We start from the raw sequence: 15,631 nt of genomic DNA on the forward strand, positions 1-15,631 counted from the left end.
CATGCTACAGAGATGCCGCGTTACTTGGATTCCGACGCATTTCGAGCTGTCATCCGATAGACGCCCGGGCTGCATCCGAATCGTGCCTTGAACAACCGGCCGAAATGAGTCATATCCGAAAAGCCGCACATTACCGCCAGTTCAAGCAGATTTCGGTTTATGTCTGCTGGATCCGAGAGCGCTCGCCTGCTCGCTTGCAGCCGATACTCCTGAATCAATCCCTGGGGCGTCTGGCTGGTTGCGGCCAACGCACCATAGAGCGTACGTCTCGATACGTTCAGCGCACTGGCAAGTCTGTCCGGCGTCAGATCAGGATCGCTAAAGTGCTGCGCGAGAAAAATCTCGGCGTTCATCCGCAGGGATGCACTTCGCGCGCCAGCGCGGTTGAGAGAGTCGCCTGCCTCGCGACGAACAACGGAATCGAGCAACATCAACGTTGACTGTTCGAAACCGAACATGCTTTCCTGGTCGTCGGGCACCTGCCCGTCCATCAGATACTGGATGGACCGCAACGCGAGGTGTGCATTGCCGACGGTTTGGCGTACCTGCGTATCCGCACGATCGACGAACCACCGCCACATCGTGCTGCTCCTCGGCGGCGTAAGCGCGGCAACGAATCTCGACGCATCCGAGCACTCGATCGAATATGCCTGCGTCGCATCGTAGACAAGCCACTCGCCCGGATTGATAGTCGAGGTCTTGTTTCTTTGCGTCACGCGACTCTGCCCTGCGATCTGAAACAGCATTTTGTAACAGTCACTTTCGGCCCGCTCCGCAAGCGCGCGGTCACGGTCCACCCTGATCGAAGAGGTGTCGACTTCCGCCACGCGGATTCCGCCCGCCACGGCAATGCGCACTGACATCCGGAAAAGCGGGCCTGTATCGCGAAGCGCCAGCGGCAGGAAACTGTCCGAGACAAGGTCCCGCAGATTGTCGCCACTACTGCTCTCGCCAACAACGATTTCGTGTGCCATTGCCATGTAAATAAGGTCTACGAATTACCCTGACCAACTCGAATATGTACATAAGTCGTTAAGCTGCGCCGGAAGGCGCTTGCATATCGGGAGTGTTGCCGTTCGTCGAAACAGCCCGACAACAACCTCGCCGGGAGCAGGGACGCGTAGCGAATGACCAGTCTCTGAAGTGCACTACGGAACAAGATGCATTCCTTATCGACATTATCAACGATACGTTTTTAATTCGCGGCAAAAACAGGGATAACTTCCAGTGTGCGCTGTGTCGTGCTGCGCGAACGCCCTTTCACCACCTCCAACGAACACAGCACATTTTTTTGTCGACCGTCCGGTCGGTCAATGATGGTTTGTACCAGTGAAGACGGCGGCGACACTCCTCGCGTCGACGACGGGTCCTAGAGCATCCGTTACACGCCGGCACTGTGTGCACGCGGAAGCCAAAAGTGTGCACGCAGCGTCGATCGGGGTTCGACGCGCAAACCTAGAATCGAAGTGCAGTCGACCCATGGCTCGAGTTGTATCGAGACGCTACTCCGTCAGTGCGTCGCCGAACAATCGAACCACAAGCGCCGGCTCAAACCTTCGAGAACCATCCAGAATCTGCAAGGAGATGCCCACCGAGCAAGCGTGTGCGAAGCGGGATGAAGCCGACGAATGCCGCTAGTACGATTGTGGGCAAAGACGATGTCCGATAAGACTTTCGATTACGTCATCATTGGCGCCGGTTCGGCCGGCTGCACAATTGCAACCAACCTCATCGAGCGCCGAAAGGGAACCGTTTTGCTGATAGAGGCGGGGGGCCACGACACCGACTTGTTCATTCGAATGCCCGGCGGCCTCGGCAAGGCCATTTCCCGCTACACGTGGCCCTACGCCGCCGAACCGTCGCAAGACGTCAAGGGAAGATCCATCGCGGTTCCGCAGGGTCGCGTGCTCGGCGGGTCCAGCTCGGTCAACGGCATGCTCTACGTCCGCGGACACCGGAACGACTACGATCGGTGGGAGACAGAATTCGGTTGCAGAGGCTGGGGAGCAGATGAAATGCTGCACTACTTCGCCAAGGCAGAGAACAACGAATCGCTGACCGCCCCGTACCACGGAAACGACGGACACTTGAAAGTCAGCGAGATTCGCTATCGGCATCCGCTTTCGCAGGCATTCGTGCGGGCCGGCCAACAAATGGGACTCGAATACCTGACCGACTATAACGGCGACAGACAGGAAGGTGTCGGGTTCTATCAGGCCACCATCTTCAACGGCGAGCGAGGGTCCACGGCAGCCACCTATCTCAAATCAATCAGAAACCGCCCCGACTTCAAGCTCGAAGTCGATGCGCTGGTCGAGCGTGTCGAAATTGAAGGCGGTCGGGCGACCGGCGTGACCTACCGCCAAGGCAATCGGCAAGTGACCGTGCGTGCTCTCGCAGAGGTGATCGTAACGGCGGGTGCAATCGGTTCGCCGAAAATCTTGCAACTGTCCGGCGTCGGACCGCGTAACGTTCTCGAAAACGCAGGGGTTCAAATAAAGCACGTTCTGCCAGTCGGTGAAAATTTTCACGACCACATGCACACGTCGGTCAATGCGTCCATCAAGACACCAATCTCGCTCTATGGCGAGGACCAAGGACTACGCGCACTCAAGCATGGCCTCCAATGGATGCTTTTCCGATCTGGAATCCTCACTTCTCCGGTACTAGAAGGATTTGCATTCGTTGATACGTGCAACCAGGGCCAGCCGGACGTCCAGTTTCACTTCCTCCCGGTCATCGATGCTTTCGACGATCCATTCGGCGTGACCAACGGCAAGACACACGGCATCACCATCAAAACGGGACACCTTCAACCTCATTCGCGCGGTCGCGTGATGATCAGGTCGTCGAACCCAGCCGATCTTCCACGGATCGACGGGTGTTACCTGTCCGATCGTCGGGACATCGACGGTCAGATTCGCGCCACGAAACTGGCACTCAGGATGCTTCAGCAGCCCGCGCTCGCCGTCCATGTCGACGAGATCTTCTCGCCGAACTGCATTCCCGACGACAACGCTGCGATCGAAGACTGGGTGCGTGGTGCGGCCAAGACGGTCTATCACCCTGTTGGCACTTGCAGGATGGGGGTGGAACCAGCGTTGTCCGTAGTTGATACGCAACTTCGCGTACACGGTATCGCGGGGCTTCGAGTAGCCGATAGCTCAACGATGCCCAGCATCCCGAGCGGCAATACGAACGCGCCGACCATCGCACTGGCGGAGAAGGCATCGGACTTGATCACCCGCGCGTCGCGTTAATGCTTGCAAATCGAATTCTTCCTGGAGGTGAATAGATGGCATTGGTTCAAATTCTCGACGAAGTCAAACGATTCCTCGCACGCGAACATGGACACTACATCGGCGGTCGGCCCGTCGCCGGACACGGTAGTGAGCGAATCAACGTTCGGTGCCCGTCCACGCTTGCCGTGGTTGGCTCCGTCGCCCAAGCGGTGGACGAGGATATCGAGACCGCCATTGCTTCATCCCATCACGCGTTCAGGGAAGGCTGGGCCTGCCTCACACCTGCCGAACGTGAACGAATCCTGCTGCGATTTGCTGATCTGATCGAGACGCATGGCGAGGAAATCGCGCAAATCGAAACTGCGCAATCCGGAAAGCTCATCGGACTGTCCCGGGCAATCGAGGTAGGTTGGTCGGCTCGCTGGTTGCGGTACTACGCGGGCTGGGCGACGAAAATTGTCGGCGAAACGATTACGCCGTCGTATCCGAGCATGCACGGAGAGCGATACACGTCTTTCACGCTGCGGGAGCCGCTGGGTGTTGTATTCGGCGTCGTTCCGTGGAACTTCCCGGTCATGATTCCGGTGTGGAAATTCGGAGCGGCGCTCGCAACCGGCAACACGGTACTCATCAAGTCCTCAGAGTTTTCGCCGCTCACAATGCTGCGCATCGCTGAACTCGGCACCGAGGCGGGGCTGCCCCCAGGAGCTCTCAACGTCATCAATGGCACGGGCAAGATTGGCGGGAAAGTCATTTCGGATCCTCGCGTCGCCAAGGTCTCGTTTACGGGATCGGTTCCGACCGGACGTGTCATCGGCGAGGAGGCAGTCAAGGCCAACTTCACCCGCTTCACGCTCGAGCTTGGCGGCAAGAACGCCGCAGCGTTCCTTCCGGATACGCCGGTCGACAAGATTCTCGATGGGGTTTTCGAGGCGGGATTTCTACACAGCGGGCAAGTATGCGCGTCTGCGGAGCGCTTCTTCATCCACCGCTCGCAGTTTGACGAGGTCATCGAGAAGCTCAGGGCGCGCATGGAGAGCCTTGGACCATCCAACCCGATGGATGATGCGGGATTGATCGGACCGGTGTGCAACGAGCCGCAATTCGAAAAATGCCTGGCCGCGTTCGCGACGGCAAAGGCTGAAGGCGACGAAATCGTCACGGGAGGCGACGCATACCGGCACGACGGACTCTACATTAAGCCGACAATCATCCTGCCGAAGTCCCTGCAATCGAGTTCGTACCGACATGAGGTCTTTGGCCCGGTCGGCGCGTTCGTGCCGTTTGACGACGAAGAAGAGCTGATCGCGATGATGAACGACACGGTTTTCGGCTTGACCGCGAGTATCTGGACAAATGACCTGGCAAAAGCCCTTCGGTACGTTCCTCGCATCGAGTCGGGAACAGTCTGGGTCAACATGCACACACTAGTCGATCCGGCGGTGCCATTCGGCGGATCCAAGGGTTCCGGTGTGGGTCGCGAATACGGGTCAGCGTTCATCGACGCATACACCGAGCTGAAGTCTGTTTCCATTCGACTTTGATTGCGCAGCGACAGCCGGCGAATCGAAGGGGTTCCGTCCCGCTGTCCTGTTGCACAATTTTCATCCGCTGGCAAAGAGTGACAAGCATGCCTGGTATATGCAGACAACGCGTGTGCAGACGTGCCCATCCTCGCAGCGACGCCATGCTTTGCCACAAACATTCCATACGTAATAGAGAAACTTTCGATGAATTTCCTCAATCGCCCCGTCGGTTTCGAGTCGATCGAGACCGCCAGTCGCGATGAACTGCAGGCGCTGCAGCTCGAGCGCATGAAGTGGTCGCTGCGCCACGCGTACGACAACGTCCCGCACTATCGCCGCACGTTCGATGCGGCGGGCGTGCATCCGGACGACCTGAAGACGCTCGCCGATCTCGCGAAATTCCCGTTCTCGACGAAGAACGACCTGCGTGACAACTATCCGTTCGGGCTCTTCGCGGTGCCGCGCGAGCAGGTCGTGCGCGTGCACGCGTCGAGCGGTACGACGGGCAAGCCGACCGTGGTTGGCTACACGGCGCGCGACATCGACACGTGGGCGAACGTGACCGCGCGCTCGATCCGCGCGGCCGGCGGCCGCCCGGGCGACACGCTGCACAACGCGTTCGGCTACGGGCTCTTCACGGGCGGCCTCGGCATTCATTACGGCGCGGAACGGCTCGGCTGCATGGTCGTGCCGATGTCGGGCGGGCAGACCGAGAAGCAGGTGCAACTGATCCGCGATTTCGAGCCGAAGATCATCCTCGTCACGCCGTCGTACATGCTGAACCTGATCGACGAGATGGTGCGGCAGGGGATGGACCCGGCCGAGTCGTCGCTGAAGATCGGCATTTTCGGCGCCGAGCCGTGGACGCAGGCCTTGCGCGAGGAAGTGGAGACGCGCGTGGGCATCGACGCGCTCGACATCTACGGGCTGTCGGAGGTGATGGGCCCGGGCGTCGCGTGCGAATGCGTCGAGACGAAGGACGGCCCGGTGATCTGGGAAGATCATTTCTATCCGGAGATCATCGATCCCGTCACGGGCGAAGTGCTGCCCGACGGCAGCCAGGGCGAGCTCGTGTTCACGTCGCTGACGAAGGAAGCGATGCCGGTGATCCGCTACCGCACGCGCGACCTCACCGCGCTGCTGCCGCCGACCGCGCGCGCGATGCGCCGTCTCGCGAAAATCACGGGCCGCTCCGACGACATGCTGATCGTGCGCGGCGTGAACGTGTTCCCGAGCCAGATCGAGGAGATCGTCGTCGCGCTGCCGCTGCTGTCGGGCCAGTTCCAGATCACGCTGTCGCGCGACGGCCACATGGACCGGCTCGACCTCGCGGTCGAGTTGCGCTACGAAGCCGAGGCGTCCGTCACCGACAGCGATCGCGCGGCGCTCGCACGCGATCTGCAGCACCGAATCAAGTCGATCGTCGGCCTTTCCGCAAAAGTGCACCTGCTCGCTGCAGGCGGTATCCCTTCAGCCTCTACCGGCAAAGCGAAGCGAGTGATTGATCGCCGCAATTTTGCGTAACCATCTCACTTCACCCATCGAAGCAATGGTCTGACTATGCGTCCTTTGAGCCCAATTGAGGATTAGGTATTTCCATATTTCCGAGGGGGCGACGGCGCAGCCTGGGAGATTGGGTGTATTGTCGCCAAGCTCGATTCCGCACGTTCGCAGCACCGGTTCGTCGCTTCGGTTCTGGCGTGCAGTTCCCAGTCGGTCAACATTCGGACGATCCGTGCTGGCACACCCACGACCAAGGTGCGTGCCGGCACCTGCATTCCCGACTTGACGAACGCGCATGCCGCCACGACGGAAGAATCGCCGACTACCGCGTCGTCCATCACGACGGCGTTCATCCCGACCAGAACGTTTCACTCCAGCCGTGCGCCGTGTACCTCGGCGCTGCGCCCGACATTCGACCGCGCTCCGAGGAAGCATGTCGAGCCGTGACCAACATGCAACGTACAGTTGTCCTGTACATTGCTAAACTGGATTTACGAACACCGGCCCATTTCGTCCTCCTTCGGCCGAAGTCCTGAGTCGAAGACGAAGTACCACATCAGGTTGCATCAGACTCCGTCCCAGACTACGGTTGGCTTGGACTCACGTGGAGAGCGATACTTCAAAACGCTATGTGGGTGCCGTAAGTTGTAATGCTCGAAGCCGATGGGAAGATTGCGTACGGCCGTCGCCGCGTCGGGCTTCGACATGAAGGTCGCTTAGCCGTGCCTCATCGTCTTCACAACGCGCTCCGCCATGCCGTTACGACGTCGTGAATGGCTTCAGGCCGATGTCGGCGGCGAAGGTTTTTTCTCAACAGCGCACACTCGATCGCGTCGCGATACGGGTTGTCCTCCGCATCGCACTTTGAGACGCGCCATCCCGGGTCAATACGTTGTCAACCGTGCCGGGCGGACCACCGCGATATCGCGGCTTGCTACCGTAGCCAACCTCGGTGCGCAAACCTTCGATCTGCATCAGCCGGAGCACGCGGTGACGGCTGCACGTCTCGCCCGATTCACGCAAATCCACCGTGACTTTGCGGTAACCGTAGACGCCGCCGCTGGCCAGCCAGTGATGCTTGATCAGCCCCAGCAGTCGTTCATCTTCGCACTTGCGCGCAGTGCCGGACTGGCGCTGCCAGACGTAATAGCCGCTGCGATGAACGCCGAGAACGCGGTGCATGGTGCGCAGACAATGCTCGTTGATATGCGCCCGCATGAATGCGTACTTTGCCGTTATTCCTTTTGCAAAGTTCGCGGCCTTTTTAAAATGTCGCGCTCCTCAGTCACCCGCTTGAGTTCGGCCTTCAGTCGTCTCACCTCGGCGCTCTGGTCCAATTCCACCTGCCGCACGACACCCGGCTTATCGAGCTTCGTTCACCACGCATACAGACTATGCGTCGTAATGCCCAAACGCTGCGCCACATCTGCTATCGAATGGTCTCGCTGGGTGACTTGCTTGACTGCTTCGATCTTGAACTCATCGGTGTACCGCTTGCCGCTCAGACTGACCTCCTCGGTGGCCATAAATTATGGCTCGAAGATGTCTACGGTAGGCTGGCCGGCCCAGTTTCATAGAAATTCTCTTGTGTGACCGTATGGCAAATTCTAATTTTCAGGTTCGTTAAAATGTCGGATCAGAAACTGATTGCGATCCTTGCCGCGAATCCACGCGGGCTCACGACCACGGCCGGCCCACGTCCGGCCCGTTACAGGATCAAAATACTTCGGCCTGACCCGCGGGACGGGAGTTTTCACTTTCGTCGTCCAGTAACTAATCAGATCGTCTAACGACACCCCATTCACTTCGAGCACTTTAATCAGCTCGCGCAAATAACGTTCTCTCTCGCGCACTCGAGTCCGTTCAATTTCCTGCTTCAGTTGATCGAATCGGCTTATTAACTCAGTATACGTACTCATGACGACTACCCCGTATTTCCTAGATCTCTCAAGTCGTTAAGCTGCCGTTCCGCGGCGAAGTCCGTTCGGTTGGCACTCAATGCATCCGAGCTCGAAGGTGCCATAAGTCACATCGACGTCGCCCTCGGATGAAACGGCGCATGGCGTTGCGCGGTGTCTGCCGGTTCCGTCTGGTCCGACACTGGGATTCGCGCATATCGCATCTCCCGTCGTCACGTTTGCGACCATCGCCGCGGCCGTACGCCGTCACCGGCATCGCATGATCAACGATGCCCCCGCCCGCCCCTAACCGGCGAATCAAACGCCCACGACACCATGTCACATGACCCAGTAATGTTTATACTTTGGGAAGCCACGCATGGCAAGCCCCGTAGTACCAATTAGCTCAGCAAACGGATTCAGCTGACGAAAGAATTGCACTCGACCAGGCGATCATGGACCTGTGGACGGCCCCGCAGTCGCATCCGCCCGCAACTCCTTGCAAGAACAAGCAAACACGCGGCCCTACCGCCGCCATGCCTCTCGACGCAGATTCTTGAGAAAAATGACTCTCATTATCTTGCCATAATTCGGTCAGTCGACCCATAATATGCTCAGGGGTGCAGAAATGTCGTCGCCAATTCTGACGCTTCCCGTGCCACATCAATGTCATCGAAGTTGACGGATCGCCAAATGCAAAAAAAGGCCAAAGAGAACGACAATGTCGACCAGCAAACTGTGTTGTCGCCTCTATCGGGTCCTGCCGAAGATTCCCGGGCACCGACCGAACGCGGACGCGGACGCGGACGCTTGACGATCGCTCGGATATTGACGAATGCATTCGATATTTTCACTACCGAAGGGTACGGCGACTTAAGCCTACGAAAGATTTCCGCAAAAACAAATCTATCTCTTTCAAGCATACGAAATTATTTTTCCTCACGCGAAGAAATTATAATTGAAGTTTTTAATACGACCTATATCGAATATATTTCTTATTTTGATGAAATTAATTCTGACGCAACACTTTCCCCCGAGGTTCGTCTTGAAATGTTAGTTCGGTTGTTAATTGCAAAAAACACCCAATCAAAGACCCAGGGGTTTTTTGTCAATCTCTTTGCGTTGGCGCAATCTGAAGTGTTCGCACGTCAAACCGTCGAAGAGTTTTATATGTTTCAGATTGAGCTTATCGGCCAGATTGTGGCCACCCTCAATCCTGTCTTACCCCCCTCCGCGCTCACCCGTCGATCCGAGCTGATTCTTGCCCAGATCGAAGGTCTGATGGTGTTCGTCCCTCAACGCAATCGATTTCCGTCAGATCTTAGAGGTCTCGAAGACGATGCGGTGAAGACAGTTCTTGCACTCGCGAACATGCCTTGACTCGCTTTATCAATTTGATGATTCGATCCAATATACAGAACCACCATCTGCATGAACTACTCAAATTAGCTAAACTCGTCGACCTATCGACCAGTTCGCCAAGGCAGACACCGGTGGCCACGTACCACTACACAACTCAATGACGATCGGCAGGCAGCAGGAGGTCTTCAACAGCGAAGTCGTGGCGCCCTTGTCGACCGGGATCCGGGCCATCGAGTGCCAGCGAGAGTGTGGGTTCGTCGACGCCACAATGTTTCCTCCGACTAGAGTCAACCGGCTCACCGGTCCGCATCACGCCCTTTCGTTAAGCCAGACCAGTCGGCGCGCCTCTACCACAGTTCGCGAATAGCAACGTCTTCGTCGGCTCGTAAGCGCGAATCGCCAACACGCTTTCCGGCGCGCACCGGTAGGTGGCATGCAATGCATTGCGACCGACGACGTACGTCGTGCCGATAGGTGATGAACTGAGCGCCACACTCCACGCACACTGCAGTTCCCAGTATCTCGCCTTCGACGAATCGCACTAACGTCCATGCACGCTTGAGATCGAGCTCCGACGGGCTGTTGACTTCGTCGCAACATGCTGAGTACTGCTCGAATCCCTTCACGAGTGCCTCGAGCCGCCCACAATCCGCCTCGTTCCGAAGGAAACGGAAAATGCCGTAGAACAACGACGCATGCAGGTTCGCTTTCCAACTCATATACCAGTCGGCGGAGAATGGCAGCATTCCTTTCGGTGGCGATGCGCCACGTACTTCGTGATACAGACGGACCAGCCGCTCGTGCGGCAGCGATAACTCGCTCTCGAGTATCTGGAGCCGCGCCCCTAGCCTAATCAGCGCAACCGCCTCCATTAACATCATGGCATCGGAGGCGAGCCCGGATCGCGGACGCTTGCTATTCATATGGCCTCCTCGCCACCAGAGGCGCCAGTTGCCAACGCCATCGCGATATGTAGGCTTACTATATTGACAGACGGCGTCGAACGAGTCAGCGCCGACACAACCCCTCGCTTGCTCGGGCGCAGCACGCAAATCACTTGCCCCGATGACGCCAGATCAATCATATTCTTGATCGTCAAAGCGGCCAGCGCATCTGCCGTGTCCGCCGTCAGGCCCAAGCGAAACATCCCTGTCGCCCTGTCCTGTTGCAGCAATCGCTGCGCAAGCCACATATAGGGCATGTTCAGTTCCCATACTGCGTCACCGACGTTGGCAATGCCCATGATTAACCTCGATTTCCAAAAAAAATATGTTGAATTAACTCAAAACATTATTTTCATACCGATAAACAGTTACTTCCGTTCGTTACCGCGATACAGAATCACGAACCCCTTAGCCATCTTGATCGTTGCGCCGGCCACCGAGCTTGTCGCACCTCGAATTCTGATTATCATTTTGTATCCAAGCTTTCTTCTTGGATAGATCAATCTTTTTGTGCACAACACCTTGACATGGTTCAGTTTCTGCAAATTAAAACCCAATGTAAACGGGACGTTAGACCAATCAATTATTGGACTTATATACTAAGACTTTCGTCTACATAATTTATCAAGTCTGCATAACTAAAGCATTTCATTAGTCACATCAGAATTTTTCCGTGAAAATTCTCATTGCCGACGATCATCCGGTCCTGCGAAACGGCATGAAGGCGCTCCTTCGCCAGAGTGACGCGAATCTGACCGTCATCCAAGCAAACGGCGCGGAAGACGCGATGTGGCTGCTTGACCAGCATGCCGATTTCGATACCATCGTGCTCAACTTGAAGATGCCCGAAACTGATGGATTCGAGGTGATATCGGCAATTGCCGGGAACCACCCGAAATCGCAGATCATCGTGCTTTCTTCGTCGGAAAACCCGCACGACGTCCGCGCAGCATTTGCACACTGCGGGCGCGGTTATGTCCCAAAGTCCGCCAACCCACATACTTTATTGTCGGCCATCACGATGCTGCAAAGCGGCGAGCAGCACGTGCCGCCGCTGGTGCTTGACGAGCTGACGGCACCGGGTCCCGACGACGTCCGCTACCCGTCATCTCGCCAGGTCTCCCTCATGTGTCACTCGCGCAGCGTTTGTGAGACATCTGGTCATTGACAACGTCTACTACCGGCCAGCCCCCGCTCGGTTCGGGGATCAGTAGATGCCCGGAGCACTAGGCAACATCCATCTCACATCACCGCTCGGACTCGACTTGTCCTGCGGACCGAGATCCCGCGCTATCATTCGCGAGATGCTGCTTGTGTCGTTCCTGAAATCATCGACATCGTCGCTGTGGACGAATCGCATCACCTGTATATGTGGCTTTCGGCTGACACCTTGAGTCCGGCACCCAGGCACGCAGCGTTCTCCTCGGCTTCGGCTTCCGACATCAGTTCGCCTTCCCACTTCGCGACCACCGCGCTCGCGATCGAGTTGCCCACCGCGTTCGTGGCCGATCGGCCCATGTCGAGGAACGTATCGACACCGAGGATCAGCAGCAGCCCGGCTTCCGGGATGTTGAACTGGTGCAGCGTCGCCGCGATGACGACGAGCGATGCGCGCGGCACGCCGGCCATCCCCTTCGACGTGAGCATCAGGATCAGCAGCATCGTGATCTGCGTGCCGAGCGACAGGTGGATGTTGTAGGCCTGCGCGATGAACAGCGACGCGAACGTGCAGTACATCATCGAGCCGTCGAGGTTGAACGAATAGCCCATCGGCATCACGAAGCTCGAGATCTTGCGGCGCACGCCAAAACGATCGAGCGCGTCGAGGATCTTCGGATACGCGGCTTCCGAGCTCGCGGTCGCGAACGACAGCATGAACGCTTCCTTGATCAGCACGAGCAGCTTGAACACGCGACGGCCGAGGAACAGCAGCCCGGCAGCGACGAGCGCGCCCCACAGCAGCACGAGGCTCACGTAGAAGTCGCCCATGAACACCGCGAACTTCAGCAGAATCGACAGTCCGTTGACGGCAACGGTCGACGCCATCGCGGCCATCACCGCGAGCGGCGCAAGCTTCATCACATAGCCGGTAATCTTGAGCATCACGTGCGCCAGCTGGTCGATCGCGGCGACGAGAATCTTGCCGCGCTCGCCGAGCGCCGACAGCGCGACGCCGAAGAACATCGAGAACACGACGATCTGCAGGATCTCGTTGTTCGTCATCGCCTCGGCGAACGACTTCGGCACCATGTGGCCGACGAAGTCCTTCAACGTGAACTTGGACGTCGCGAGATGCGCGGACGCACCGATGTCCGGCAGCGGCAGGCCGAGGTTCTCTCCGGGCCGCAGCAGGTTCGCCATCAGCAGCCCGAGCAGCAGCGAGATCAGCGACGCGGTGACGAACCAGCCGAGCGCCTTCACGAACACGCGCCCCACGGATGATGCGTCGCCCATGTGCGCAATGCCGACGACGAGCGTCGAGAACACCAGCGGGCCGATCACCATCTTGATCAGCCGCAGGAACACGTCGGACACGAGCGAGATGTAGCCGGCGATTTCCGCGGCGGACTGCTTGTCCGGAAGTTGCGTATAGATCATGTAACCGACAGCGATTCCCAACATCATTGCAATCAAAATCCATACTGCGGCAGAAATTCTTTTATTCATATTGATGTGTCGAATTGGCAGATTGCCGAAAAGCCCGGTCGAGCAAGCTCGCGGATGGCTTTCGGCAAACATCGATCCGTTACCGAGGTGTCGACAGTGCCGTGTAGCGTGTTTATGTAATTGGAAGGGTTCCGTCGCAACCGGGGCGGGAAATATCCCACCTTCTGTTCGGGTTGGGGCAGCCGGGCTCGAACATCGCATTCATCGGGCCGCTGGCCAGTTGAATTCAACCTGGCGGCGCAATACCAGGCAAGAAGGTGGTGCATCGACCAGTGTGATGGTTTCTCGTGGTCGTGCCGGATTCGTATAGACCGTCACTGCCCGCACGAGCGACGTGGCACGATAGCCAGCCAGGTCCGTGCGGGCTACTTCGGTGCAAGCCGTCGGCGCACTCGAAATCCGCTCGACGAGAATCGCACACCCGCCTGTTGCTGCCGGTGCGGTAGTCAATGACAGCAAGGCCGCGTCCCGACGAAAATCCATGCCGGACAAAGAAAAGAACGGCGATCCGTCCGGATTGGCGCGATCCCAATCCAACATCACATCGGCACGCGACGCGCCAGCGAACATCCGTCTGGATACCGCATCGATCGCCGAATAGCAGCGGCGAATACCGGCAGCAGTTGCCGCGCCCGCCAGCACGGTCGGTTCCTGCGTCTGTGCAGATGCGGCCTGCCGTGCAGACTGAGCACAGACGAGATTCGACGCACATATCAGCAACGCACCACACATCTGCCGCCAAAAACGACCTGCACTCCGCACCATCATTTCATTCATCTCCGCCGTCAGTCTCGTTCGCCGACGCATCCGCATCACGTCGGCGAGCGCGTTCTCGCTTTTTGTATACAGCGTATGCAGGACCGCGCTCCGCCCTGCATACGCTTCGTCATCCTCCCATTTAAGCCAACTTGCGTCGGGTCACGGCTGCGAATTCGAATCGAGCAAGATTTCCACGCGGCGGTTCTGTGCCCGCCCTTCTGCTGTTGCGTTCGACGCGACCGGATCCGCTTTTCCGTATCCACGAACAACAAACCGGCCAGCACGCAATCCGTGGTCGCCGAGATAGCCCGCGATGACGGCCGCGCGGCGCTCTGACAAGCCCTGGTTGTAAGAGTCGGTACCGACGTCGTCGGTGTAACCGTTCACTATCACTTGATCAAGCCTGGTTCCCCGGACGTCGGCAATCAACTTGTCGAGACGAGCGCGCCCCTCGTTCGTCAGCATGATCTGATCGAACTCGAAGGTCGCGTCTTCGCGCAAACTAAGTCTTCTTGTCGACGTTGCCGGCGCAACGGAAGCTGCAGCGACCGGCGCCGCACCACACTGGAACGTCAACTCACGCGTATTCGGCTGACTCGCGCCATTCGAATCCAGCGCCGCCACTCCCTTCAGCAAGCGGACAGGTTGTTTGTCGCAGATTTCCTCCGCCTTGCGTTGACATACCTGCGCTCCTTCGAACAAACCGTAGCAGTCCACACGATAGGTTTTCTCTCCGTTCGGTAGATCGACCGACCACGTCGAATACGTCGGCCCGTACATCGACGAACATCCTGCCAGCAGCACCAGAACTATCGGTGCAAAGTTCGTTCTCAATGATTTGATCATGACATATACCTCTACATTTCTTGAAACCGCGGGTTCTCGTTACGAGACTGGAGCAATTCGGCGCATCCGGGCCATCGATCCGGATGCGCCGTCACCCGACGATCACCACTGATAGCCGAGACCAGCGCCGTAGGTGTAGCCGGCACTGCTGCCGCTGACGCCGCCACGGAGCTTCAGGTTATTGGTCAGGCGCGCAGTAAAACCGAACGCAAACGCGCTGTACCCCTGATACACGCCTGTTCCAACGCCGACCATCAGCGTCTTGTTCTGGTCGACATCCGGGATCATCGTAAGCGCGGTTGCCCCCGCGATCCCGGCGTAGGCCTTGCGTGCCACGTCGTTCACCGCGCTGCCCAACGCATTCAGCTGCGATACGTTCACCGCATCGGTCGAGTTGATACCTGGCGCAACGTTGGTGATGCGACGCTCGGTGCCTGGTGCACCCACAGAAACGGTGTTGGGCTGGTCGGCGATCGAGTTTGCGCCGAGCGCCACCGCGTTAGCGGCCGACGCGGTCGCACCCATACCCAGTGCCACGCCGTTCGTGCCCGATACGAGCGATTGCGCGCCGATGACTGTCGCACCTTCCGACGACGCGTTCGCGCCATTGCCGATCGCGATACCGTTCGTCCCGCCCGCGGTTGCATTCGGACCGAGCGCCATCGCATTCAGCCCCGTCGCACCATTGTTCGCATAGTTCGCGTTCAACGTCCCGCCATCATTGACGCTGTAATAGTGGGTCTGGGCGTTTGCAATCGCCGTCGTGAGCGTCTGTACGCCTTGCGCAGCCGACGCGGTCGAGGTCGACAACGAAGCCAGGTTGTTGTCCGTCGTCGACAACGCGGTGGACAGCGAACTCAACCCGGTCGAGGTCGAGGTCGACA

At 58.1% G+C, this 15,631-nt stretch carries 13 protein-coding genes and 2 pseudogenes; 5 read left to right on the plus strand and 10 right to left on the minus strand.

Annotation, left to right across the window (positions count from 1 at the left end; genetic code table 11):
• Positions 1-20: 20 nt before the first annotated feature.
• The gene (locus tag VL15_RS24440; RefSeq protein ID WP_230684515.1) at positions 21-980 is read right to left on the minus strand and encodes a helix-turn-helix domain-containing protein; all 960 of its coding nucleotides are present in this window, start codon (positions 978-980) and stop codon (positions 21-23) included.
• 678 nt (positions 981-1,658) lie between these two features.
• On the opposite strand from VL15_RS24440, the gene VL15_RS24445 reads away from it, so the two are divergent.
• From VL15_RS24445 to paaK, 3 genes are all read left to right on the plus strand, one after another.
• Complete coding sequence (locus VL15_RS24445; protein WP_048249056.1) at positions 1,659-3,260, plus strand: GMC family oxidoreductase; 1,602 nt, start codon at positions 1,659-1,661, stop codon at positions 3,258-3,260.
• Positions 3,261-3,295: 35 nt separating this feature from the next.
• On the plus strand, positions 3,296-4,786 hold the full coding sequence (locus VL15_RS24450) for an aldehyde dehydrogenase family protein (RefSeq protein WP_048249057.1): 1,491 nt from the start codon (positions 3,296-3,298) through the stop codon (positions 4,784-4,786).
• A 186-nt stretch (positions 4,787-4,972) separates the two neighbouring features.
• Positions 4,973-6,292, plus strand: coding sequence for a phenylacetate--CoA ligase PaaK (gene paaK / locus VL15_RS24455; protein WP_048249058.1), 1,320 nt, complete (start codon positions 4,973-4,975; stop codon positions 6,290-6,292).
• A 545-nt stretch (positions 6,293-6,837) separates the two neighbouring features.
• Here paaK and VL15_RS40520 read toward each other — a convergent pair.
• The 3 genes and pseudogenes from VL15_RS40520 to VL15_RS40530 form a co-directional block, all read right to left on the minus strand.
• A pseudogene (locus VL15_RS40520) lies at positions 6,838-7,078 on the minus strand (integrase core domain-containing protein); the annotation flags it as partial.
• Between the two features lie 72 nt (positions 7,079-7,150).
• Positions 7,151-7,776: pseudogene (locus VL15_RS42130) on the minus strand (transposase); the annotation flags it as partial.
• Between the two features lie 102 nt (positions 7,777-7,878).
• The gene (locus tag VL15_RS40530; protein ID WP_080970929.1) at positions 7,879-8,190 is read right to left on the minus strand and encodes an H-NS family nucleoid-associated regulatory protein; all 312 of its coding nucleotides are present in this window, start codon (positions 8,188-8,190) and stop codon (positions 7,879-7,881) included.
• 672 nt (positions 8,191-8,862) lie between these two features.
• Between VL15_RS40530 and VL15_RS40535 the strand changes: the two genes are divergently transcribed.
• Entirely contained in the window at positions 8,863-9,549 is a 687-nt protein-coding gene (locus tag VL15_RS40535) for a TetR/AcrR family transcriptional regulator (protein WP_196319620.1), read from the plus strand.
• 329 nt (positions 9,550-9,878) lie between these two features.
• Here VL15_RS40535 and VL15_RS24470 read toward each other — a convergent pair whose 3' ends face one another.
• Both VL15_RS24470 and VL15_RS24475 read right to left on the minus strand, forming a co-directional pair.
• Positions 9,879-10,454, minus strand: coding sequence for a FlhC family transcriptional regulator (locus VL15_RS24470; protein ID WP_048249060.1), 576 nt, complete (start codon positions 10,452-10,454; stop codon positions 9,879-9,881).
• Complete coding sequence (locus VL15_RS24475; RefSeq protein ID WP_048249061.1) at positions 10,451-10,774, minus strand: flagellar transcriptional regulator FlhD; 324 nt, start codon at positions 10,772-10,774, stop codon at positions 10,451-10,453. The genes VL15_RS24470 and VL15_RS24475 overlap by 4 nt, the downstream gene beginning before the upstream one ends.
• Before the next feature lie 374 nt (positions 10,775-11,148).
• Between VL15_RS24475 and VL15_RS24480 the strand changes: the two genes are divergently transcribed.
• Entirely contained in the window at positions 11,149-11,643 is a 495-nt protein-coding gene (locus VL15_RS24480; protein WP_155420292.1) for a response regulator, read from the plus strand.
• Between the two features lie 191 nt (positions 11,644-11,834).
• On the opposite strand, the gene VL15_RS24485 is transcribed toward VL15_RS24480, so the two are convergent.
• The 4 genes from VL15_RS24485 to VL15_RS24495 all read right to left on the minus strand — a co-directional run bounded on the left by VL15_RS24485 (position 11,835) and on the right by VL15_RS24495 (position 15,455).
• A complete protein-coding gene (locus VL15_RS24485; protein ID WP_048249062.1) occupies positions 11,835-13,142 on the minus strand; it encodes a dicarboxylate/amino acid:cation symporter in 1,308 nt (435 codons plus the stop codon).
• 201 nt (positions 13,143-13,343) lie between these two features.
• Entirely contained in the window at positions 13,344-13,919 is a 576-nt protein-coding gene (locus tag VL15_RS42135; RefSeq protein ID WP_155420293.1) for a hypothetical protein, read from the minus strand.
• Between the two features lie 141 nt (positions 13,920-14,060).
• Positions 14,061-14,747 (minus strand): OmpA family protein, encoded by a 687-nt coding sequence (locus VL15_RS24490; protein ID WP_048249063.1) that lies wholly within the window; start codon positions 14,745-14,747, stop codon positions 14,061-14,063.
• A gap of 102 nt (positions 14,748-14,849) precedes the next feature.
• Positions 14,850-15,455: a YadA family autotransporter adhesin gene (locus VL15_RS24495; RefSeq protein WP_268991222.1), complete on the minus strand. Its 606-nt coding sequence runs from the start codon at positions 15,453-15,455 to the stop codon at positions 14,850-14,852.
• Positions 15,456-15,631 lie beyond the last annotated feature (176 nt).

The organism is Burkholderia cepacia (genome assembly GCF_001039005.1).
Classification (GTDB): Bacteria; Pseudomonadota; Gammaproteobacteria; order Burkholderiales; family Burkholderiaceae; genus Burkholderia; species Burkholderia theae.